Genomic DNA, 22,526 nt, shown 5'->3' on the forward strand with positions numbered 1-22,526 from the left:
GTCAAGATTTCTTCGTAATTAATGATTTGATCAGTTGAGGTTCGGCGGACGGTGGGTCAGCATATGCGACGGCTTGAGGGGAAAGTTGCCCTGGTCACAGGGGCAATTGGTGGCATCGGTGCGGCTACCGCGCGTCGCCTCGCCGCCGAGGGAGCGGCCGTTGGCCTCGCCGACATCCGTGACTCCGAGTCGCTCGCCGAGGAGATCAGGGCCGCCGGTGGCCGAGCACATTCGGTGATAACCGATGTCGCGGACGAGGCGAGCTGGACCGACACCGTCGCGGCCGTACGGGACCGGCTCGGCCCGGTGGAGATCCTGGTCAGCAACGCCCACTTCAACGAACTCGCACCCGCGCACGAGACCAGCCGCGAATCCTGGGACCGGCAGATCGCGGTCTGCCTGACCGGTGCCTTCCTCGGCGTCCGGGCCTGCCTGTCCGACCTGCGGACCAACCGGGGCGCGGTTGTCATCGTCTCCTCCGTGCACGCGGTGATCGGGTTGCCCGGCCACCCGGCGTACGCGGCGGCCAAGGGCGGCCTGGTCGCCCTCGGCCGACAGCTCGCCGTCGAGTACGGCCCCGAGGTACGGGTGAACAGCGTGCTGCCCGGCCCGATCTTCACCGCCGCCTGGGACCGGGTGTCCGAAGAGGACCGTGCGCGTAGCGTCGCCCAGACTGTCGCTGGCCGGTTCGGCACCCCGGACGAGGTGGCCGCCACCGTGGCCTTCCTCGCCTCACCCGACGCCGCCTACGTCACCGGCACCAGTCTGCTGGTGGACGGTGGTTGGACCGCGGTGAAAGCCTCGGCCTGAGAGATCGATCCTGACGAGCGAGAAGGCACCCAGAGCATTGGCACAGTACGCACGCCGCGGCATCCACGGCCAGACCGTCGAGGTCCTGGCCCGGCGCATCCTGGCCGGCGAGATCACCGAGGGCGCCACCCTCAACCTCGCCGCCCTCCAACAGGAGTTCGACGTCAGTCTCACCGTGCTGCGCGAGGCGCTCAAGGTGCTCACCGCCAAGGGCATGGTCGACGCCCGGCAGAAGCGGGGCACCTTCGTCCGGCCTCGCTCGGACTGGAACCTGCTCGACGGCGACGTGATCCGCTGGCAGTTCGCCGACGGCCCCGACCCGCGCCTGCTCGACGCGCTGCACGAGGTGCGAAGCATCATCGAACCCGCCGCCGCCCGGCTCGCCGCCAGCCGGGCCACCGAGGCCGATCTCTCCGGTCTGGACGGTGCGCTGGCCGAGATGTCCGCGGCCGAGGGCGACCCGGTCGCCGCGGTCGGCGCCGACCTGACCTTCCACCGCGCGCTGCTCGCCGCCACCCACAACGAGTTGCTGGAGCGGATGGAGGTGGTGATGGAGACCGGCCTCGCCGAACGTGACCGGCTCGTGCACGGGGTCGAACAGCACGACGATCCGGTGCCCAGCCACCGCGCGGTGGTGGACGCGATCCGGGCCGGCGACGCGGCCGGCGCGGAGCAGGCGATGCGGGGACTGCTGGACAAAGCCGTCCGGGATGTCGAAAAGGTACGTCAACAGAAAGGCACCCGGTGAAGATCAGCCGTATCGAGACCTTCCTCGTCCCACCCCGTTGGCTGTTCTGCCGGGTGGAGACGGACGAGGGTTTGATCGGGTGGGGCGAGCCCGTGGTGGAGGGGCGCGCCGAGGTTGTACGCAGCGCGGTCGAGGTGCTCTCCGAGTACCTGATCGGCGAGGACCCGCTCCGGATCGAGCAGCACTGGCAGGTGCTGACCAAGGGCGGTTTCTACCGGGGCGGGCCGGTGCTCTCCAGCGCCGTCGCCGGTCTCGACCAGGCCCTCTGGGACATCGCCGGCCAGGCGTACGGCGCCCCGGTGCACGCGTTGCTCGGCGGGCCCGTACGCGACCGGGTCCGGGTCTACTCCTGGGTCGGCGGCGACGACCCGGACGAGGTGGCCGACGCCATCGCCGCCCAGGTCGAGGCCGGCATGACCGCGGTGAAGATGAACGCCTCCGGCCAGCTCTCCGCCATCCCGACCGCCGCCGAGGTGGCCGGGGTGGTCCGCCGGGTCGCCGCCGCCCGCGAGGTGCTCGGCGACGGCCGCGACGTCGCGATCGACTTCCACGGCCGGGCCACCGCGGCCGGGGCCCGCCGGATCCTGCCGGAACTCGCCCCGTTCCACCCGCTCTTTGTCGAGGAACCGCTCCTGCCCGAGCAGGGGCACCTGCTGCACGACGTGGTCACCTCCTCACCGGTGCCGGTCGCCACCGGCGAGCGCCTCTTCGGCCGGGCCGAGTTCCTCACCCCGCTGGGGGCCGGCGTCGCGGTGCTGCAACCGGACCTCTCCCACGCCGGTGGCATCTCCGAGGTACGTCGGATCGGCGCGATGGCCGAGCCGTACGGCGCGGTGCTCGCCCCGCACTGCCCGCTCGGGCCGATCGCGCTCGCCGCCAGCCTCCAGATCGCCTTCTCCACGCCCAACTTCCTGATCCAGGAACAGAGCATCGGCATGCACTACAACGGCGCCGCCGAGCTGCTCGACTACGTGGTGGACCCGGAGCCGTTCCGCTTCGTCGACGGGCACATCCGCCGCCCCGAGGCACCCGGTCTCGGCATCACCGTCGACGAGGCGGCGGTCCGAGCGGCCGCCCGCGAGGGGCACGCCTGGCGCAACCCGGTCTGGCGGCACGACGACGGATCCTTCGCCGAATGGTGAGCGAGCTGGCTCCGCCCGGCATCCCAATCCCACTGCGGGTCGAGTACGACCACCGCCTCGGCGGGCGCTGGACCAGCCTCACCGGCGGTGGCCGACAGTGGCTCTGGACCGGTCCGCAGCCCGGTCGGGACCGGGTGCTTCCCGGCGATGCCTTCGTCGACGCGGGTGGGCTGGAGGAATGCCTGCCGACCGTACGCGGCACCCCCGACCACGGCGCCGCCTGGTCCCGCCCGTGGCGACAACTGGACCCGGCCACCGCCACCGTCGACTGCCCCGACTTCACCCTCACCCGCCGGCTGACCGAGCGGGACGGTGTGGTGCTGGCCGACTACCGGCTGCTGGCGGCCCCCGGCTACCGGTTCGTCTGGGCCGCGCACGCCCTGCTCGACCTCTCGCCACGGGCCCGGCTGCTGGCGCCCGCCGGGACCCCGACCCGGCTCTACCCGGAGGCGGCCGAACTGCTACCCGAGGGAACCTGGCCGGAGCGAACGATCGGAACCGGGCCGGAGCCGACGGGCGGGGCCGGGCCGGAGCCGACGGGCGGGGCCGGGCCGGATCAGAGCGTCGAGGCCGGGCCGAACCGGGAGGGCTCGCCGGCGCCGTGGTACGCGGCGCCGTGGCCCAGCCCGGCCGGGCTTCCGCTCGCGCGCTTCGGCCCGGACGACGGGACCGCCGTCGGCGCGGTGCTGGTCGACTGTGCCCGGGTCCAGGTGGTCGACGGCCCGGACACGCTCACCCTGGAACTCGACTGCGCCGACCAACCCCGAGCCACCGCGCTCTGGCGCAACCTGGGGGGCTGGCCGGCCGACCGGCCGTACCGCAGCATCGGCGTCGAACCGATGCTCGGCGGCGTCTTCGACCTGGCCGAGGCGGACCTCGGCGGCGGGGCGAACGCCGCGGTGGTGCCGGCCAGCGGCGAGGTCACCTGGCAGCTCACCATCTCCGCACACCGATCGCCCGGAGGCGACCACCGATGAACCTGCTCGACACCCTTCGCACCCACCGGCTGCTGGCGATCGTCCGTGGCGACGACCCCGACGCCGCCCTCGCCACCGTGCTCACCCTCGCCGAGAGCGGGGTCAACCTGGTCGAGGTGTCGCTGACCAGCACCGACGCGCTCGGCGTCCTGCGTCGGGCCCGCGCCGCGCTGGGGCCCGCGTACGCGCTCGGCGCCGGCACCGTGCTCACCGCTGAGCAGGCCGGTCAGGCGGCCGAGGCCGGGGCGACGTACCTGGTCACCCCGGCGCTGGCGCCGAGCCTCGCCGAGGCCGGTCGGCTCGGGCTGCCGGTGCTGGCGGGCGCGTTCACCCCGACCGAGGTGGTCCAGGCGACCACCGCCGGGGCGGCTGCGGTCAAGCTCTTCCCCGCCTCGCTCGGCGGCCCGGACTACCTGCGCGCACTGCGCGACCCGTTCCCGCAGGTCCCGTTCGTGCCGGTCGGCGGGGTCGACGCGGCCGGCGCCCGGGACTACCTCGACCGGGGCGCGATCGCGGTCGGCGTCGGATCGCCGCTGCTCGGTGACGCGGTACGCGGCGGCGACCTCGCCGCGCTGCGCGACCGGGTGGCCGACTTCCGCTCCTCGGTGGTGCCGTCCGCCGGTGCGGCGGCATGACCGGCAGCCCGAGCCCGGCGGCCGGCGCCGGGTCGACGTACGGCGTTGACGTGCTCACGCTCGGCGAGACGATGGCGGCGTTCCGCGCCCCGGCTCCGCTGCGGCTCGGTGGGACCCTGTCGCTCTCGGTCGCCGGTGCCGAGTCGAACGTGGCGATCGGCCTGTCCCGGCTCGGCCACCGGGTGCGCTGGATCGGGGTGACCGGTGCCGACGAGCCCGGCGAACTGATCCGCCGTACGCTGCGCGCCGAGGGCGTCGACCTGGACCTGGCCCGGGTCGACCCGGACGCGCCCACCGGCCTGATCCTGTTCGAGGCGCGGGTCGGCGACATCAGCCGGGTCACCTACTACCGGAGCGGATCGGCCGGCTCCCGGCTCGGTCCCGAGGACGTCTCCCCGGCCTTCACCGCTGCCCGGACACCCCAGATCCTGCACGTCACCGGGATCACCGCCGGGCTCGGCGAGCAGCCGTACGCGGCCGTGGTCACGGCGGTCGAGGCCGCCCGTACCGCCGGCGCCCTGGTCTGCCTCGACGTGAACCACCGGCAACGGGTCTGGTCGGTGGACCAAGCCGCCGCCGCGCTCCGCCCGCTGCTGCCCTCGGTCGACCTGGTGGTCGCCTCCGACGACGAACTGGCCGTGCTGACCGACGGTCCGGACCCGGTCGCCGCGCTGCTCGGAGCGGGCGTGCCGGAGGTGGTGGTGAAGCACGGTGGGCAGGGCGCGACCAGCCACAGCGAGCGGGGGAGCGTGCACGCCCCGGCCCGTACGGTCCCGGTGGTCGACACCGTCGGTGCCGGGGACGCCTTTGTCGCCGGTCTGCTCTCCGGTCTGCTCGACCGGCTCGACGTCGCCGGTCGGCTCGACCGTGCGGTCACCACCGGGGCGTTCGCGGTGGCCACCCGGGGCGACTGGGAAGGGCTGCCCACCCGTACCGAACTGTCGCTGCTCGACCACGCCCCCGGCAGCGCCGTACGCTGACCCACCCCGTCTTACCCCGTTACGCCGCCGGTCCGTGATCGGCGGACCCGTTACGACACCGTGCACCCCTCTGGAGGAGACGATGCGGCTCACCGAGCCGACCCCGTGGAGCGACGACCGGTTCGAGTTGGGCGAGGGTGCCCGCTGGGTGGACGGCCGACTGGTCCTGGTCGATCTGCTCGCCGGCCGGTTGTACGAGACCAGCGGCGACGCCCCGGCGCCGCTGCGCGAGTTGCGCCGGCTGGACGCCCCGATCGGGGCGGTGGCGGCGGTCGCCGGCCGGCCGGGTGACTGGGTGGCCGCCACCGGCACCGGACTGGCTCTGCTCAGCGGCGACGGCGGCTCCCGGCAGCTCGCCAACCTGGAGAGCGAGAATCCGGCACCGGCCCGGATGAACGACGCGGTCGCCGACCCGAACGGCCGGTTCTGGGCCGGCAGCATGGCCTACGACGCCACCCCGGGCGCCGGCACCCTCTACCGGTACGACGGCACGGGCGCACCGACCCCGGCGGTCACCGGGCTCACCATCACCAACGGCCCCGCGTTCGACGCCGCCGGCACCACCATGTACCTGGCCGACACCGCGCGGGGCGAGGTGGACCGCTTCACCGTCGACCCCCGCACGGGCGGCCTCTCCGGCCGTACGCCGTTCCTCCGGCTCGCCGGAGCCGAGGGGGCGCCCGACGGCATGACGGTCGACGCGGCGGGACACCTCTGGGTCGCCCTCTGGGGTGGTTACGCGGTCCGCCGCTACCGCCCCGACGGCACCCTGGAGCGCGAACTGCGCCTGCCGGTAGCCCAACCGACCAGCGTCTGCCTCGGCGGCCCAGACCTGCGTCGCCTCTTCATAACCAGCGCGCACCACGCCCTGCATCCCCGAGGCCCGCTGGACGGTGCCCTCCTGGCGGTGGACGTCGAGATCACCGGTATCCCGGCACAATCTGTTGCTCATGAAGTTGGCGCGAAAATCGAGCACTGATTCCGCGCCAACGTCCGTGAGCGGCATGCCAGCAGGTTTGTCGGGTTCAGGCCGGCAGGATTCGCGGGTTCAGATCAGTTCAAGGACGACAGGAGTGACTGCCGCGACGAAGGAGGCGACTGCCAAGAGAAGGCGTCCGACGGCCTCGATGTACGAGACGGCTCGTGGCGGATCGACTCCCCGCTGGTCCTGGCTAGCGGGAGCGCCGTTTGGTACGGTCATAGGAACTCCTTCAGTTGGGCTTCGTGAGGGCCGAATTGGAGTCAGTAGGACGGCATCCGTTGGCGCGGGTGCCGTCCGTTTCGTTAATTGCCCACTCGCTACGGTACGGATCGTGCGTCGGGGTTGGAAAGCATCTCCACGGAGTGAGTGTGGATGAATGCCGTATTCACCCCTGACCCGGTTTCCCGCATGGTGAAAACATGACCGGTTGCTGTTCCCTGGACCTTTCGGAGAGCGATCTGTCGAATACCGGCAATGCTGATTGGAACCTTTCTCTTGCCGGACAGGTCACGGCCCCTGGCCCCGAGATCCGATCCCAGGTGGGCTGCGAAAGCCCTGCCCGGAACGTCACTCCGGCAGGCCGCGGGGGTTCTCCCGAGGTGTGGCAAGCGGTGTCCTCGGCGGTGCGACGGCAGCGGGGGCCCGTCGTTGGGCGAGGGTGATCCCGGTCAGGACCAGGGCCATGCCGGCGAGCATCGGTAGGGTGACCGGCTCGGCCAGGACGAGCGCGCCGAGCACCACCGCGACCACCGGCAGGAGGTACGTGGTGGTGGAGGCGGCGGTCGACCCGAGATCGCCGATGAGTCGGTAGTTCAGCACGTACGCCAGTCCGGTGCCGACCGTGCCGAGGACGAGGAGACTGCCGACCGGCACCGCGCTCCAGTTCGGCGCGGTCAGCCCGCCGAAGGGCAGGGCGAGCGCGAGTACGGCGGCGCCGGCCGCCAGTTGGCAGGCGGACAGCATAATCGGCGGGATGTTCCGGCCGGTGAGGTAGCGACCCATGTAGACGTATCCGGCGCCGTAACTCGCGGAAGCGGCGAGGCAGGCGAGACCCGCCCAGCTCGCCACGTCGGTCGCCGACTCCCACGGTGTGAAGATCAGCACCGTCCCGGCGAAGCCGGCCGCGAGACCGCTCGCCCGTCCCAGGGTCACCCGCTGCTCGCCGCCGGCGAGCAGCGCGATCACCACCGTCCACAGTGGCGTGGTGGCGTTCAGTACGCCGGCGATGTTCGAGTCGATCGTCTGCTGCCCGATCCCGAACAGGGTGTACGGCACGACGTTGGCGAGCAGGGCCGCCACCACGAGGTGGAACCAGGTTCGGCTCCCGGACGGAACGGGCATTCTTCGCGCCAGTGCGATGGGTGCCAGCACCGCCGCTCCGAGCAGGAGCCGGACGATGGTGATCTGGACCGGGGTGAACCCCCGCAGCGCCAGCTTGATCCAGAGAAATCCGGAGCCCCAGATCAGTGCCAGCAGCAGCAACCGCCCCCAACTCCCGCGCCCCACCACGCACCCCCGCCCAAAATTGTTGACCATGAAGTTATCGCAGGGGTTCGTCCGCCATCCGTGCGACAACTTCATGATCGATCGGGTGAGGGGCGGGGCGCGGCGTGAGGGGCGGGGCGTGAGGGGCGGGGTGGGGGTGGCGTGAGGTGGTGCCGTCGTGGTGGTCACGTTGACGGGGGGCCGGTCGGTGGGACAGCATGGCCAGCACGAGCGGTGCGCGGAGGAACCCGGTGCGAGTCCGGGACGGTCCCGCCACTGTGACCGGGGAGTGACCTCTCACGTACGGGCCACGGCCGAACGGCCGGAAGGTCGGGGGGAAGCGTCGATCCGGGAGTCAGGAGACTCCGACCGCTCGCACCACCCAGCCAACGCGGGCGTGGACACCCGCGGAAGGGACATGAGCATGGCTTCTGCGCGCCTGAGTGGGCGATGACCCCGCCGTACCCGTTCTCCGCCGTTGTCGGCCTGCCCGACCTGCGACTGGCCCTGCTGCTCAACGCGGTCTCCCCGGCGATCGGCGGGGTGCTGGTACGCGGCGAGAAGGGCACCGCGAAGTCGACCATCGTACGGGCCCTCGCCGGGCTGCTTCCCGACGTCGACGTGGTACGTGGCTGCCGGTTCGCCTGCGACCCGGTCAATCCTGACGCGGCGTGCCCGGACGGCCCGCACGAGCCCGGCGCCGCCGCCGTACGCCGCCGCGCCACCCTGGTCGAGTTGCCGGTCGGCGCCACCGAGGACCGGGTGGTCGGCACCCTGGACCTGCAACGCGCGCTCGCCGACGGGGTGAAGGCGTTCGAGCCGGGCCTGCTCGCCGCCGCCCATCGCGGGGTGCTCTACGTCGACGAGGTCAACCTGCTCCCGGACCACCTGGTCGACCTGCTGCTCGACGCCGCCGCGATGGGACGCGCACACGTCGAGCGGGACGGGGTGTCGGTCAAGCACGCCGCCCGCTTCCTGCTGGTCGGCACGATGAACCCGGAGGAGGGGGAGCCCCGCCCGCAACTCGTGGACCGGTTCGGGCTGGTGGTGGCGGTGGCCGCCCCGCGCGACGCGGGCTCGCGGGCCGAGGTGGTACGCCGTCGGCTCGCGTACGAGACCGATCCGGTGGGGTTCGTGGCGCGCTGGGTGGAGGAGGACGCCGTACTCGCCGGGCGGATCGCCGTCGCCCGACTGCGGTTGCCCTCGGTCCGGCTGCCCGACGCCGAGTTGGACCGGATCGCCACGATCTGTCTCGCGTACGGGGTCGACGGGCTCCGCGCGGACATCGTGGTGGCCCGGACCGCCGTGGCACTCGCCGCCTGGCACGACCGGGACAGGGTCACCGCCGACGACGTGGCCGCCGCCGCGAGGCTGGCCCTGCCACACCGTCGGCGCCGGGACCCGCTGGACCCGCCCGGCACCGACCAGGAGAAGCTGGAGGAACTGCTCCGGCAGCACGGCGGCGACGCGGACCCGGAGCCCGAGCCGCCGGCCGGACCGGACGACGGCTCCGACGGCGGTCCCGGCGACAACCCACCCGGCGACAACCCGTCCGACCCGACGGACGGCCCTCCGGACGGCCCTCCGAACGGACCTCCGAACGGTCCCGGCGGCGGCCGTCCACCGGCCGGACCGGAGCAGGTCCCGGACCGCTCCGACACGCCGGACACCGCACCGCCACCCGGGTCCGGACCGAAGTCGACCGGCCCGGACCAGCAGGCATCGCCGGAGCAGCAACCCGAGCAGGCCGGCGCCGGCAACCAGCCGGCGGTCGCGGCGACCAGCCCGTACCGGACCAGGGCGCTGGCCGTACGCGGACGAGGCGCCGGGGCGCACGCCGGGCGCCGCTCCCCGGCGTACGCCCGGCGTGGCCGGGTGGTCGGCGCCCGGCTGCCGACCGGGCGGCTGACCAGCGTGCACCTGCCCGCCACCCTGCTCGCCGCGGCCCGTCGGGGTGCCCGCTCGGTCGCGGCCGGGGACCTGCGCGAGGCGGTGCACGTCGGCCGCGAGGCGAACCTGGTGCTGTTCGTGGTGGACGCCTCCGGCTCGATGGCGGCCCGCCGCCGGATGCGGGTGGTGAAGACCGCCGTCCTCTCCCTGCTCCGTGACGCCTACCAGCGGCGGGACAAGATCGGAATGATCACGTTCCGGGGCACCGGGGCGAGTACGGTGCTGGAGCCGACCGCCAGCCACGAGGTCGGCGTGCTCCGCCTCGCCGAGCTGCGCACCGGCGGCCGGACCCCGCTCGCCGCCGGGCTGCGCCAGGCCGCCCGGACCCTGGACAGCGAGCGTCGCCGCGACCCACGCCGCCGCCCGCTGCTGGTCGTGGTCACCGACGGGCGGGCGACCAGCGGCCCGGACCCGTTGACCGTGGTCCCGGCGCTGGCCGAGGTCGCCTCGGTGGTGGTCGACTGCGAGTCCGGGCCGATCCGGCTCGGCCTGGCCCGACGGCTGGCCACCGCGCTGGATGCCGACTGCGTCCCGCTGGACGCGCTGCACACTCTCCGAAAGGCGGCCTGACATGCCCCAGGGCAAGCCGGAACAGGTACCCGACGACGGTCTCACCACCCGCGAGCGGCGCCGGCAACCGGTCCTGGCCGTACACACCGGCCAGGGTAAGGGCAAGTCGACCGCCGCGTTCGGGATGGCGCTGCGCGCCTGGAGCGCCGGCTGGCCGATCGCGGTGTTCCAGTTCGTGAAGAGTCCGAAGTGGAAGGTCGGCGAGGAGACCGCGCTGCGCGCGCTCGGCGAGAGCGGCAAGGGCGGCAGCGTGGTCTGGCACAAGATGGGCGAGGGCTGGTCCTGGATCCAGCGTCCGGGCACCGAGCGCGACCACGCGGTCGAGGCCGCCGAGGGCTGGGCCCAGATCAAGCGGGACCTGGCCGCCGAGGCGTACCGGTTCTACGTGCTGGACGAGTTCACCTACCCGATCAAGTGGGGCTGGATCGACATCGCCGACGTGGTCGCCACGTTGCGTGATCGGCCCGGCAACCAGCACGTCGTGATCACCGGCCGGGACGCCCACCCCGACCTGGTCGACCTCGCCGACCTGGTCACCGAGATGACCAAGGTGAAGCACCCGATGGACGCCGGCCGCAAGGGCCAGCAGGGCATCGAGTGGTGAACGTACCCCGACTGGTCATCGCCGCACCCGCCTCCGGCCACGGCAAGACCACGGTCGCGACCGGCCTGCTCGCCGCGTTCGCCGACCGGGGCGTCCGGGTGGCCGGCTTCAAGGTCGGGCCGGACTACATCGACCCGGGTTACCACACGCTCGCCGCCGGCCGACCGGGACGCAACCTCGACCCGGTGATGGTCGGCGAGGAGCTGGTCGGGCCGCTCTTCGCGCACGGCGCGACCGGTGCCGACCTGGCCGTCGTCGAGGGCGTGATGGGCCTGTACGACGGGCGTGTCGGCGCCGGTGACTTCGGCTCCACCGCGCACGTGGCGGCGCTGCTCGACGCGCCGGTGCTGCTGGTGGTCGACGCCTCCGCGCAGGCCCGCTCGGTCGCCGCCCTGGTGCACGGCTTCCGCTCGTTCGGGTCGGCCGCCACCGGCGCGGTCCGGATCGCCGGGGTGCTGCTGAACCGGGTCGGCTCGGACCGGCACGAGCGGTTGCTCCGGGACGCCTGCGCCGAGGTCGGCACGCCGGTGCTCGGGGTGCTGCGCCGGCACGCGGTGATCGCCGCCCCCTCCCGCCACCTCGGCCTGGTGCCGGCGGTGGAGCGGCGCGCCGAGGCGATCGAGTCGGTCGCCGCGCTGGCCGCTCTGATCACGGAGAGCGTCGACCTGGACGACGTACTCGCGCTGGCCCGCAGCGCGCCGCCGCTGGCCGTGCGGCCGTGGGAGCCGCCGGCCGTAGAGGTGGCAGGGCCGCGTCCGGTGGTCGCGGTCGCCGGTGGCCCGGCGTTCAGCTTCGGGTACGCCGAGACCACCGAACTGCTCCGCGCGGCCGGAGCCGAGGTGGCCGTGGTCGACCCGCTGCACGACGAGAAGTTGCCGCCCGGCACGGCGGCGCTGGTGGTGGGCGGCGGATTCCCCGAGGTCTACGCCGAACAGCTCACCGCGAACGCGCCGCTGCGCGCCGAGGTGGCCCGGCTCGCCGCCGCCGGTGCCCCGATCGCCGCCGAGTGCGCCGGCCTGCTCTGGCTCTGCCACAGCCTGGACGGCGCACCGATGTGCGGAGTGCTCGACGCCGAGGCGGTGATGACCGAGCGACTCACCCTGGGTTACCGGGACGCGGTCGCGTTGACCGACAGCGTGCTCGCGCCAACCGGCACCCGGGTCACCGGTCACGAGTTCCACCGCACCGTCGTCACCCCCCGCGCCGGCGCCGCGCCTCCGGGCGCTGTGTCTCCAAGCGGTGCACGTCCAGGCGGTGCACGTCCAGGCGGTGCACGTCCAGGCGGTGCGCGTCCGGGCGCCCTGGCCGGGCCGGGTGGCGCGGGCTGGGCACCGGCGTGGGCCTGGCGGGACGCGGCGCCGGAAGGCTTTGTCTCGGGTTACGTGCACGCCTCGTACCTGCACCTGCACTGGGCCGGGGCACCGTCGCTGGCCCGGAACCTGGTGGCCGCGTGTCGCTGACCGTCGGCGTCGGGGCACGACCGGGGACATCCGCCGCCGCCGTCGACGCCGCGATCGGCGCCGCACTCGCCTCGGCCGGGCTGGAGCCGGCCCGGGTGACCGCCCTGGCCACGATCGACCGCCGCGCGTCGGAACCCGGGCTGGTCGAGGTCGCCGACCGGCGGGGCTGGCGGCTGGTCGGCTACCCGGCGCCGGAGCTGGCCGGCGAGCCGGTGCCGCACCCGGCCGAGCGGGTCCGGGCCGCCACCGGTACGCCGAGTGTGGCCGAGGCCGCCGCGCTGCGCGCCGTACGCGACGCCGGGGGCGAGCCGGTCCTGCTGCTCACCAAGCGGGTCGACGGCGACGTGACCGTGGCGGTGGCCGGACCGGCCGGCTACCCGGACGCGTACCGTCACCACGGCGGTTAACAACAGGGTCGCCACCTGCGAGAACGAGTACCACGGGGAACGGCACAGCGAGGAGGGACCATGACCGAGCGTAGTGGTGGAAGGGTGGACCACCGGATCGATCCGGGCGACGGCGAACTCGCGGCGTTCTGGCGTGAACGTCACCTCTGCACCCTCACCACGCTGCGCGCCGACGGTACGCCGCACGTGGTGCCGGTCGGCGCCACCTTCGACGCCGAGAACGGTCTGGCCCGGGTGATCTCGTCGCGTACCTCCCGCAAGGTGCTCAACCTCGGCGCCGACGGCGGGCCGGTGGCGGTGTGCCAGGTCGACGGCCGCCGCTGGTCGACCATCGAGGGGTACGCGGTCGTCCGCGACGACCCCGACACCGTGGCCGACGCCGAACGCCGCTACGCGCAGCGTTACCGCCAACCGCGTCCGAACCCGGAGCGGGTGGTGATCGAGATCCGGGTCACCCGCATCCTCGGCAATGTCTGACCGTTCGGACCCGGCCGTGCGCCCGACCTCGGACCCGGCCGTGCGCCCGACCTCGGACCCGGCCGTGCGCCCGACCTCGGACCCGGCCGTGCGCCCGACCTCGGCGGCGGTCGTCACCGTCGTCGGTATCGGCGCCGACGGCTGGCCCGGTCTCACCGACGCGGCCCGCGAGGCGTTGCGCCGCGCCGAGGTGCTGCTCGGCAGCGCCCGTCAGCTCGCCCTGCTGCCGGACGACCCGGCCGACGGCGTCGGCGCCGAGCGGATCGCCTGGCCGTCGCCGATGCTGCCGGCCCTGCCCGGCCTGCTCGACGCCCACACCGACCGGGTGGTCACCGTGCTGGCCAGCGGCGACCCGATGTTCTACGGCGTCGGGACCACGCTGACCCGGCTGCTCGGCCCCGAACGGGTACGGGTCCTGCCGCACCCGTCGTCGGTCTCGCTCGCCGCCGCCCGGCTCGGCTGGCCGCTCGACGAGGTGGAGGTGGTGACCCTGGTCGGGCGGTCGGTGGGCCGACTGCACCGCTCGGTGCACCCGGACCGTCGCCTGCTCGTGCTCAGCGCCGACGGGCGTACCCCGGCGGAGGTGGCCGCCCTGCTCACCGGCCGTGGTTACGGCGACAGCAGGCTCACCGTGCTGGAGTCGCTCGGCGGCCCCGGCGAGCGGATCCGCTCCGGCACCGCGGCCGGCTGGGACGAGCCGGTCGGCGGACTCAACGTGGTCGCGGTGCACTGCCACGCCGATCCCGCCGCCCCGCCGCGCCCGCTCGTCCCCGGCCTGCCCGACGACGCGTACGACCACGACGGGCAGTTGACCAAGCGGGAGATCCGAGCCGTCACGCTGGCCCGGCTGGCGCCGATCCCCGGGCAACTGCTCTGGGACGTGGGTGGGGGTGCCGGCAGCATCGCGATCGAATGGTTGCGTACGCACCCGTCGTGTCGGGCGGTGGCGATCGAACGTGACCCGGCGCGGGCCGACCGGATCGGCGCCAACGCCACCGCGCTCGGCGTGCCGGAGCTGCGCGTCGTACGCGGAGCCGCGCCGGAGGCCCTGGCCGGGCTGGAACCACCCGACGCGGTCTTCGTCGGCGGCGGCGTGACCGTGCCGGGCCTGCTCGACCGGTGCTGGCAGGCGTTGCGACCAGGCGGCCGGCTGGTGGCGAACGCGGTCACCCTGGAGTCCGAGCGGGTGGTCGCCGAGGCGTACGACCGGCTCGGCGGTGACCTGACCAGACTGGCGGTGCAACGGGCGGCGCCGGTCGGCAACTTCACCGGTTGGCGGCCGATGCTGCCGGTGACCCAGTGGACGGTGACAAGAACATGACGGTCTTCTTCATCGGCGCCGGTCCGGGCGCCGCCGATCTGATCACGGTCCGGGGCCGGGACCGGATCGCCGCCGCCCCGGTCTGCCTCTACGCCGGCAGCCTGGTCCCGCCGGAGCTGCTGGCGTACTGCCCGCCCGGTGCCCGACTGGTGGACACGGCAAAGCTCCACCTCGACGAGATCGTCGCCGAACTGCTCGCCGCGCACACCGCCGGGCTGGACGTGGCCCGGCTGCACTCCGGTGACCCGTCGGTGTTCAGCGCGATGGCGGAGCAGACGCGCCGGCTCGACGCGCTCGGCGTCCCGTACGAGGTGGTCCCCGGTGTTCCCGCGTTCGCCGCGGCGGCGGCGGCGCTCGGGCGGGAGCTGACCGTGCCCGGCGTCGGCCAGACGGTGATCCTGACCCGGACCTCGGCCCGCGCCACCCCGATGCCGGCCGGCGAGGACCTGGCCACGCTCGGCCGCAGCCGGGCCACCATCGTGCTCCACCTGGCCGTGCAGCGGATCGACGAGCTGGTCGAGGAGCTGGTCCCGAACTACGGCGCGGACTGCCCGGTGGCGGTGGTGGCGCGGGCCAGTCGGGCGGACGAACTGGTGTTGCGGGGCACCCTGGCCGACATCGCCGGGCAGGTACGTCAGGCCGGCATCGTCCGTACCGCGGTGGTGGTCGTCGGGGCGGTCCTCACCGCCGGCTCGTTCCCGGACAGCCACCTCTACTCGGCCGACCGCTGCCGTGCCTGAACCGACCGGCGGGTCGACCCGTGGCGACCGGACACCGGCCAGCGGGTCAGGTGGTCCGGCCGACGATGGTGCCGGCGCGGTCGATCACCACCACGTCGACGGTCACCTCGGATCCGCGCAACACCTCCAACGCGGTGTTCCGGGCGCCCGCCGCGACCAGGTCGCCGAGTGGCAGCCCGGCCGCCTGACACTGCCGCAGCGCGTCCAGCGCCGTGTTCGCCCCGCGCACGCCCGCCACCAGCGCCGCGTCACCGCCGGCCCCCGCGACCAACTCGCCGAGGGCCTGGAAGTCCACCTGCGAGCGGCCGGAGTGCAGGTCGAGGTGTCCGTTGGCGAGCTTGGCGAGCTTGCCGATCCCGCCCGCCACGGTGAGCCGGGGGACCGGGTGCCGACGCAGGTACTTCAGCACCGCCCCGGCGAAGTCGCCCATGTCCAGCAGCGCGTCGTCGGGCAGCCCGTACAGCTCGGTCGCGACCCGCTCGGAGGTGCTGCCGGTGCAGGCGGCGACGTGCCGGTGCCCGGCGGCCCGGGCCACGTCGATGCCGCGCCGGATGCTGTCGATCCAGGCCGAGCAGGAGTACGGCACCACGATCCCGGTGGTGCCGAGGATGGAGAGCCCACCGAGGATGCCCAGTCGTGGGTTCCAGGTGCGCCGGGCCAACTCCTCGCCCCGCTCCACCGAGATCTCCACGAACACGTCCCCGGTGCCGCCGTACCGGCCGGCGACCTCCGCCACCGCGCCGCGAATCATCTCGCGGGGCACCGGGTTGATCGCCGGCTCCCCGACCGGCAGCGGCAGACCCGGCTTGGTCACCGTGCCGACCCCGGGCCCGGCCCGGAACACCACGCCGGCGCCGGCCGGTGCCGGGCGTACGGTGGCGCCGACCAGCGCACCGTGCGTAACGTCCGGGTCGTCACCGGCGTCCTTGACCACCCCGGCGAACGCCACCCGGTCGTCCAGCCCCACCCGGTTGTCCAGCCCCACCCGGTTGTCCAGCCCCACCCGGTCGTCCAACGCCTCCCGGTCGTCCAGCCCCACCCGGTCCTTCAACGCCTCCCGGGCCAGCGCGAACGCCGGCCGCTGACCCTTCGGCAGCACGATCTCCACCGGGTCCGGGAAGGAGCCGGTGAGCAGCGCCGTGTACGCGGCGGTGGTCGCCGCGGTGGCACAGGCACCCGTGGTCCAGCCGTACCGCAGCGGGGTGGAGGTCCGGCTGCTCGTCACCGGCCCAGCATGCCTGCCCGACACGCATCGACGCGCCGGGGGGTCCGGTGACCCGGCCGACGGTCCTGCTGCTCGGGGGCACCGGCGAGGCCCGCCGGCTGGCCGCCCTGCTGGCCCGGGAGCGGCCCGACCTACGGGTGGTGACCTCGCTCGCCGGCCGGGTGGCCCGACCGGCGCTGCCCGAGGGCGAGGTCCGGATCGGCGGCTTCGGTGGTCCGGCGGGACTGGCCGACTGGGTGCGCCGGGAACGGGCCGGGGCGGTGCTGGACGTCACCCACCCGTTCGCCGCCCGGATGAGCACCTCGGCGGCCACCGCCTGCGCCGAGGTCGGAGTGCCGCTGCTGGCCGTACGTCGTCCGGGGTGGACCGCGCGGCCCGGTGACGACTGGCGGCGCGTCCCCTCGCTGGAGGCCGCCGCCGCGACCGTCGAGGGCCTGGGGGAACGGGTGTTCCTCAGCACCGGCCGGCAGAGCGTGGCCGCCTTCGCCGTGCTGGACCGGCACTGGTTCCTGGTCCGCTCGGTCGACCCGCCGCAGCCGCCACTGCCGCGCCGCCTGGTGGTGGTGCTCGACCGGGGTCCGTTCACCGTGGACGGTGAGCGGGACCTGCTGAGCCGGCACGACATCGAGGTGCTGGTGACCAAGGACAGCGGTGGCACGATGACGGCCGCGAAGCTCGACGCCGCGCGACAGCTCGGTCTTCCCGTGGTGGTGGTCGACCGTCCGTCCCTTCCGGCCACCGACACGGTGGAGCGGGTCGAGTTGGTGCTGCCCTGGCTCGCCGCCCGACTGGGCCACCGCTGACGGGCGCCGTCCGAGCGCCGAGGTCTTTTCGGCAACCACCGGCCGGTCACAGTCCGCCTACGAGCTGATCACGTGGTTCACGGTTGGGTGTCGGCTCGGTAACCGGTCGACCATCCACCCCCACGTTCTGTCGCAATGGTGAGGCGACGGTGGCACACCCTGTACGCCCGGCTCACCCCCGGCGACCGGTGGGTCCCACACCGGCGGGTGGTGCGGTCGCCGCGACCGGGGTCGCACCCGTCGGCCCGGACCGTGCACCACCGACTGAACCGGGTGATCGTCCTCTCCGACGGCCTGGCGAACACCGGGCAGACCGATGCCGATCAGATCCTGCGCCGGGTCCGGGACGAGGCGGACAAGCAGATCGCGTTGCTCGGCGTCGGTGTCGGCAGCGAGTACGGCGACGCCCTGATGGAACGGCTGGCCGACCGTGGCGACGGGTTCGTGGTGTACGTCAGCGACCGGGCGCAGGCGCGCGAGATCCTCCTCCGGCGGTTGCCGGCGACGCTGACCGTACGCGCGCTCGACGCCAAGGTGCAGGTGAGCTTCGATCCGGCGACGGTCCGGTCCTACCGGCTGGTCGGGTACGCGAACCGGGCCATCGCCGACGACGACTTCCGGGACGACCGGGTCGACGGCGGGGAGGTGGGGCCGGGGCACAGCGTCACCGCCCTCGACGAGGTCCGGCTCGTCGCCGGGCGCCCCGCACCGGCACGGGCCGCCCAGGTACGGGTCCGCTGGCTCGACCCGGCCGAGCGGGCGGCGGCCGAGGCGTACGAGTCGGTCACGGTCGCGGACCTCGACGGCCGGTTCGAGCAGGCGTCGCCCCGGCTCTGGGTCTGCTACGCGGCCGGCTACCTCGCCGAGGCGCTGCGGCGTTCACCCAGCGGCGAGCAGGTGCGGCTGGACGACCTGGGCCGGATCGCGAACCGGGCGGCCGAGTCGACCCGCGACCCGAAGGTACGCGAACTGGCCGTGCTGGTCGGCCGCGCGGACGAGCACGACTAGGACACCCGCACACCGGTGATGGATATCATCGCTGTCGATTTCGCAGCGTGATCCAAGGAACCCGATCTGTCCAGATCTGACAGTTGTGTCCTGACAACTTGTGATCACTCTTGTGCACTCGGTTGAACGATACCTAGAGTCACCGTCGACATCGAAACTGGTGATCACGGGGGAGGATTCGTGGCTCGTCGTATGACGGCCACTGTCCGTTCATGCCTTGCGGCCGGTGTGACGGGTGGGGTCGAGGACCCGGAGGCGACCGTGGCCGGGCTCGAACGGGCCGGTCAGATCCAGGTCGGGTACGGCGGCACCGGCTCGGTGCACAGCCTCGACGCCGGCCCCGCTCGACGTGCCCGGCGAGGATCTCGCCCTGGCCGACTGCACGGTGGCACCCGACGCCGGACTGATCCACCGGTTCCGCGTCACCGCCGCCGGTGCGCTGACCGAGCTGTCGACCGTCAGCTACGGCTCCGAGGACGGCGACTTCCGCGCCGACGCGGGACGGGTCCGGGTATTCCCGGCCGGGCTGCCCTCGGGTGGTCAAGGACGTTCGGTGGGGCGATCGGGTGACGACGCGAATGGATACGCACTACTCAACGGGGGAGGACCGCAAGATGAGAGGTCGTGTACGTACCCGTGCCTGGTGGCGCGCGGTGGGTCTGGCCGCCGGTCTGGTCGGCCTGCTGGCCACCTCGGCGTACGCCGAGGAGCAGCCGGCGCCGCTGACCACGTCGGCCGTGGCCGTGCAGGAGGAGAACCCGGTCCGGGACACCGAGGCGGAGGCGGCCGTCGCCGCGGTCGCGCTCAACCAGCCGGTGGAGGTGCTCGCCTACCGCAGCGAGTACCGGGACGTGTTCGCCCAGCCGGACGGGTCGCTGATCGCCAACGACCACACCCAGCCGGTCCGGGTGATCCAGAACGGCGAGTGGGTTCCGACCGACGCGACGCTGGTGCCGGGTCCGTCCGGCACCATCGTGCCCACCGCCGCCATGATCGACATGCGCTTCAGTGCCGGCGGTTCGACACCACTGGTGGTGGTCGACCGGGACGGCAAGACCCTCAGCCTGCAGTGGCCGTGGACCCTGCCGACGCCGGTCCTCAACGGTGACCAGGCGACGTACCCGAACGTCTTCCCGGACGTCGACCTGGTGCTCAACACGACGATCGAGGGTTTCTCCCACATCATCGTGATCAAGACACCGGAGGCGGGTGACATCCCGGAGTTGCAGAACCTCCAGCTCGGTGTCTCGGCCAGCGGGTTGACCGTCGAGGAGACCGAGGACGGCGGGGTCGTCGCCCTCGACCCGGCCACCGGCAACCCGGTGATCGAGACCGGCGCGCCGACGATGTGGGACGACGGCGACACCCCTGGGGAGGGCCAGCGGTCGGCCGACACGCAGGCGGACGGCGACGACCCCACCGTCGGCCCCTCGGAGAGCGCCAAGGTGGCACCGGTCGGCCTCGAACTGACCGGCGACACCCTCACCCTCACCCCCGACCGGGCGATGCTCGACGACCCCGGCACCAACTGGCCGGTCTACGTCGACCCGGTCTGGCAGGCGACCAGCAACAGCGCCTGGGCCATGGTGGACAGCGGTTACCCGAGCGAGGAGTACTGGAAGTTCGACGGCAAGCGGCACGAGCGGATCGGCCTCTGCCCGGAGTCCTGCAACAGCTCCAAGGTCAAGCGGCTGTTCTACACGCTGGCCACCCCGTACGCCGGCAAGACGATCATGTCGGCCGAGTTCCGGGTCACCATGCAGCACGCGTGGAACTCGACCCCACAGGCGGCGGCGCTCTACCTGATGCCGGCGGGGATCAAGTCCTCGACGAACTGGAGCAACCAGCCCGGTGGCAGCGGTTGGAGTGGTGCCAACCACCTGGAGTCCAAATCCCCGACCAGCACCCAGTCGTCGTGCACCTCCACCAACCAGAACGCGAGTTGGAACGCCAAGGAGGCGGTGCAACTCGCGGTGACCAACAAGTGGAGCAACATCACGCTCGGCATCAAGGCGGTCAACGAGGGCAACTCGCAGCACAGCAAGCGCTTCTGCGACAACGCCGTCCTGTCGGTCCGGTACAACCGGGCGCCGCAGATCGCCGCGGTGGCCGACCTGACCATGTCGCCCGGTGGGCAGTGTGTCTTCGGCGCCAGCCGCCCGTACACCGACGTTCCGCCGATGCTGAACGCGGTGCTGCGCGACCCGGACCACTCGTCCGCGCACGCCGAGCAGATCAAGGCCGAGTTCAAGGTCACCTGGACGCCGTCCGGCGGCACCCTGCAGACCCGCGGTTTCACCACGGCCCTGAAGTCCAGCGGCTCGGTGTTCCAGTACAAGGTGCCCGCCGAGATCCCGCAGAACGTGGTGATCTCGTGGGAGGTCCGGGCGAGCGACAACACGAGCTGGGGACCGTGGAGCTCCGACGGCACCCGTAACCCGTGCGAGTTCACGTACGACGCCAGCAGCCCGGCGCCACCGGACATCGACTCGGCCATCTACCTGCCGGAGGACGCCGCCGACAACGGCACGCCGGACGCGCCGAGCTGCAACAACAACTCGGACCTCTGGCAGGGCTCGATCGGGGTCTACGGCACCTTCACCTTCGACTCCGCCGCCACCGACGTGTACGCCTACCGGTTCGGCTTCAACACCAACCCCAACCCGGACCAGGCGACCTGGCTGCGCCCCACGACCGACGGCGGGCCGGTGTCGATGCAGTGGCTGCCGGACAAGGAAGGCCCGCGTACGGTCAACGTGCAGGCGGTCGACCGGGCCGGCCGGTCCAGCAGCATCGCCTCCTGCACCTTCCGGGTCGGCAAGACCCCGCCGATCTCGCAGTGGCCGCTCTTCGACGTCTCCGGCGACCCGAACGCCGATGACCAGTTCGGCGGCAACGCCGCCACGGCCGGCTCGGGGGCGACCTTCGGCGTGGCCGGTCCCGGCGGACCGTCGGACACCGCCGTCCGGCTCGACGGCACCCCGAACGGCTTCCTGGCCACCGACGCCAACGTGCTCCGCGACACCGGCAAGAGCTTCGTGGTGACCGCCTGGGTGAAGACGACCGACGTCAACCGGCGGCAGACCGCGATCAGCCAGGACGGTACGGGGGAGAGCGGCTTCAGCCTCGGTGTCGAGAACGGCTCCTGGGTGTTCCGGCTGCCCGTCTCCGACGTCAACTCCCTCGGCGAGTGGAAGGTCTCGGTGGCCGGTGCCACCACCGGGTGGACGTACCTGACCGCGCTCTACGACGCGGCGCAGCGGACCATCTCGTTGCAGGTCGGCGACGGCACGCCGGTCACCGCCGAGCGGCGGTCGGTGACCAAGTCCCGGGGCGGCATCCAGTTGGGCCGGCGGTTGACCAAGAGTGGTTACACCGACCACTGGCAGGGCGAGCTGGCCGATGTCTCGCTCTTCGACCGGCTGATCCAGGGCCAGGAGGTCACCGGCCTGAAGAAGACGGCGCCGACCCGGGCGGCGTACTGGCAGACGAACACCGCGACCGGCGTGACCAGTCCGGAGTACGGCGGCGGCGCGCAACTGACCCTCGGGGCGGAGGCATCCGTCTACCGGCACCCGGCGCTGGCCCTGCTCGGTGGCGGCCACCTTGCGCTCACCGGCAAGCCCGCCTCGTACGCCAGCACCACCGTCAACGCCGACACGGCCGGCAGCTTCACCGTCGCCGCACGGGTGAAGCTCAGCAGCGACTGCCAGGGCACCCCGATGACGGTCTTCTCGCAGAAGGGGGCGCACGACAGCGCCTTCGTGCTGCGCTGCAACACGCTCGGCAACTGGGAGTTGGCGGTGCCCGGCGCGGACGTGGTCGGCGGCGAGTCGACGGTGGTCGACACCGGCGAGCGGCCGAAGACCCTCGGCAAGGGTGACCACCTGGCGCTGGTCTACAACGGCTACACCCGGGAGATGCTGCTGTACGTCAACGGCGTGCCGACCGACGCGATCGAGCTGATCACGCCGTTCGTCGCGACCGGCGGTCTGCAGATCGGTCGGGCGTTCGTGGACGACAGCTTCCGCGAGGGGCTCTCCGGAGCCGTCGACGACGTACGGGTCTACAGCGGTGTCGCCGACTCCACCCTGGTCCAGCGCATCGGCTTCCCGACCAGGGAAACGCCGGCTCTCTGACCGTCCGAGGTCCGGGCCGCCCGTCCCGGGCGGCCCGGACCCCCCTGTCGTTCCCGCTCGTGC

General features: G+C 73.1%; 19 protein-coding genes and 1 riboswitch. Of the genes, 17 read left to right on the top strand and 2 right to left on the bottom strand.

What is annotated here, in order from left to right; genetic code table 11:
• Positions 1-63 precede the first annotated feature (63 nt).
• The 7 genes from ACI2K4_RS24185 to ACI2K4_RS24215 all read left to right on the top strand — a co-directional run bounded on the left by ACI2K4_RS24185 (position 64) and on the right by ACI2K4_RS24215 (position 6,271).
• Positions 64-810: an SDR family NAD(P)-dependent oxidoreductase gene (locus ACI2K4_RS24185; RefSeq protein WP_404514351.1), complete on the top strand. Its 747-nt coding sequence runs from the start codon at positions 64-66 to the stop codon at positions 808-810.
• 37 nt (positions 811-847) lie between these two features.
• Entirely contained in the window at positions 848-1,558 is a 711-nt protein-coding gene (locus tag ACI2K4_RS24190; RefSeq protein ID WP_404514352.1) for a FadR/GntR family transcriptional regulator, read from the top strand.
• Positions 1,555-2,700: a galactonate dehydratase gene (gene dgoD / locus ACI2K4_RS24195; protein ID WP_404514353.1), complete on the top strand. Its 1,146-nt coding sequence runs from the start codon at positions 1,555-1,557 to the stop codon at positions 2,698-2,700. The genes ACI2K4_RS24190 and dgoD overlap by 4 nt, the downstream gene beginning before the upstream one ends.
• Positions 2,694-3,677, top strand: a complete 984-nt coding sequence (locus tag ACI2K4_RS24200) for a hypothetical protein (RefSeq protein ID WP_404514354.1) — start codon at positions 2,694-2,696, stop codon at positions 3,675-3,677. The genes dgoD and ACI2K4_RS24200 overlap by 7 nt, the downstream gene beginning before the upstream one ends.
• A complete protein-coding gene (locus ACI2K4_RS24205; protein ID WP_404514356.1) occupies positions 3,674-4,312 on the top strand; it encodes a bifunctional 4-hydroxy-2-oxoglutarate aldolase/2-dehydro-3-deoxy-phosphogluconate aldolase in 639 nt (212 codons plus the stop codon). The genes ACI2K4_RS24200 and ACI2K4_RS24205 overlap by 4 nt, the downstream gene beginning before the upstream one ends.
• Positions 4,309-5,292 (top strand): sugar kinase, encoded by a 984-nt coding sequence (locus tag ACI2K4_RS24210; protein ID WP_404514358.1) that lies wholly within the window; start codon positions 4,309-4,311, stop codon positions 5,290-5,292. The genes ACI2K4_RS24205 and ACI2K4_RS24210 overlap by 4 nt, the downstream gene beginning before the upstream one ends.
• 82 nt (positions 5,293-5,374) lie before the next feature.
• Positions 5,375-6,271 carry an SMP-30/gluconolactonase/LRE family protein gene (locus ACI2K4_RS24215; RefSeq protein WP_404514359.1) on the top strand — a complete coding sequence of 299 codons (897 nt, stop codon included), beginning with the start codon at positions 5,375-5,377 and terminating at the stop codon, positions 6,269-6,271.
• A 570-nt stretch (positions 6,272-6,841) separates the two neighbouring features.
• On the opposite strand, the gene ACI2K4_RS24220 is transcribed toward ACI2K4_RS24215, so the two are convergent.
• Positions 6,842-7,810 carry a DMT family transporter gene (locus ACI2K4_RS24220; RefSeq protein WP_404514360.1) on the bottom strand — a complete coding sequence of 323 codons (969 nt, stop codon included), beginning with the start codon at positions 7,808-7,810 and terminating at the stop codon, positions 6,842-6,844.
• A gap of 190 nt (positions 7,811-8,000) precedes the next feature.
• A riboswitch (cobalamin riboswitch) is annotated at positions 8,001-8,125 on the top strand.
• Positions 8,126-8,209: 84 nt separating this feature from the next.
• Here ACI2K4_RS24220 and ACI2K4_RS24225 point away from each other — a divergent pair.
• Genes ACI2K4_RS24225 through cobM form a run of 7 tightly spaced genes read left to right on the top strand, consistent with a single transcriptional unit; the run spans position 8,210 to position 15,288 of the window.
• Positions 8,210-10,279 (top strand): VWA domain-containing protein, encoded by a 2,070-nt coding sequence (locus tag ACI2K4_RS24225; protein WP_404514361.1) that lies wholly within the window; start codon positions 8,210-8,212, stop codon positions 10,277-10,279.
• 1 nt (position 10,280) lies between these two features.
• Positions 10,281-10,883: a cob(I)yrinic acid a,c-diamide adenosyltransferase gene (cobO, locus tag ACI2K4_RS24230; RefSeq protein WP_404514362.1), complete on the top strand. Its 603-nt coding sequence runs from the start codon at positions 10,281-10,283 to the stop codon at positions 10,881-10,883.
• Positions 10,877-12,343, top strand: coding sequence for a cobyrinate a,c-diamide synthase (locus tag ACI2K4_RS24235; protein ID WP_404514363.1), 1,467 nt, complete (start codon positions 10,877-10,879; stop codon positions 12,341-12,343). The genes cobO and ACI2K4_RS24235 overlap by 7 nt, the downstream gene beginning before the upstream one ends.
• Complete coding sequence (locus tag ACI2K4_RS24240) at positions 12,334-12,750, top strand: cobalamin biosynthesis protein (RefSeq protein ID WP_404514364.1); 417 nt, start codon at positions 12,334-12,336, stop codon at positions 12,748-12,750. Before ACI2K4_RS24235 ends, ACI2K4_RS24240 begins: the two co-directional genes overlap by 10 nt.
• A gap of 60 nt (positions 12,751-12,810) precedes the next feature.
• Positions 12,811-13,227, top strand: coding sequence for a PPOX class F420-dependent oxidoreductase (locus tag ACI2K4_RS24245; RefSeq protein WP_404514366.1), 417 nt, complete (start codon positions 12,811-12,813; stop codon positions 13,225-13,227).
• Entirely contained in the window at positions 13,220-14,548 is a 1,329-nt protein-coding gene (gene cbiE, locus ACI2K4_RS24250) for a precorrin-6y C5,15-methyltransferase (decarboxylating) subunit CbiE (RefSeq protein ID WP_404514367.1), read from the top strand. The genes ACI2K4_RS24245 and cbiE overlap by 8 nt, the downstream gene beginning before the upstream one ends.
• Positions 14,545-15,288: a precorrin-4 C(11)-methyltransferase gene (gene cobM, locus ACI2K4_RS24255; protein ID WP_404514369.1), complete on the top strand. Its 744-nt coding sequence runs from the start codon at positions 14,545-14,547 to the stop codon at positions 15,286-15,288. Before cbiE ends, cobM begins: the two co-directional genes overlap by 4 nt.
• Before the next feature lie 46 nt (positions 15,289-15,334).
• Here the strand turns inward: cobM and ACI2K4_RS24260 are convergent, their stop codons facing one another.
• Entirely contained in the window at positions 15,335-16,537 is a 1,203-nt protein-coding gene (locus ACI2K4_RS24260; RefSeq protein ID WP_404514370.1) for a cobalt-precorrin-5B (C(1))-methyltransferase, read from the bottom strand.
• Positions 16,538-16,560: 23 nt separating this feature from the next.
• Here ACI2K4_RS24260 and ACI2K4_RS24265 point away from each other — a divergent pair, with 23 nt between their 5' ends.
• The 3 genes from ACI2K4_RS24265 to ACI2K4_RS24275 all read left to right on the top strand — a co-directional run bounded on the left by ACI2K4_RS24265 (position 16,561) and on the right by ACI2K4_RS24275 (position 22,463).
• A complete protein-coding gene (locus ACI2K4_RS24265) occupies positions 16,561-17,316 on the top strand; it encodes a cobalt-precorrin-6A reductase (RefSeq protein WP_404514371.1) in 756 nt (251 codons plus the stop codon).
• Positions 17,317-17,451: 135 nt separating this feature from the next.
• On the top strand, positions 17,452-18,324 hold the full coding sequence (locus ACI2K4_RS24270; RefSeq protein WP_404514372.1) for a YfbK domain-containing protein: 873 nt from the start codon (positions 17,452-17,454) through the stop codon (positions 18,322-18,324).
• A gap of 614 nt (positions 18,325-18,938) precedes the next feature.
• The gene (locus tag ACI2K4_RS24275) at positions 18,939-22,463 is read left to right on the top strand and encodes a LamG-like jellyroll fold domain-containing protein (RefSeq protein WP_404514374.1); all 3,525 of its coding nucleotides are present in this window, start codon (positions 18,939-18,941) and stop codon (positions 22,461-22,463) included.
• Positions 22,464-22,526: the final 63 nt, after the last annotated feature.

Source organism: Micromonospora sp. NPDC050397 (genome assembly GCF_044901685.1).
Lineage (GTDB): Bacteria > Actinomycetota > Actinomycetes > Mycobacteriales > Micromonosporaceae > Micromonospora_G.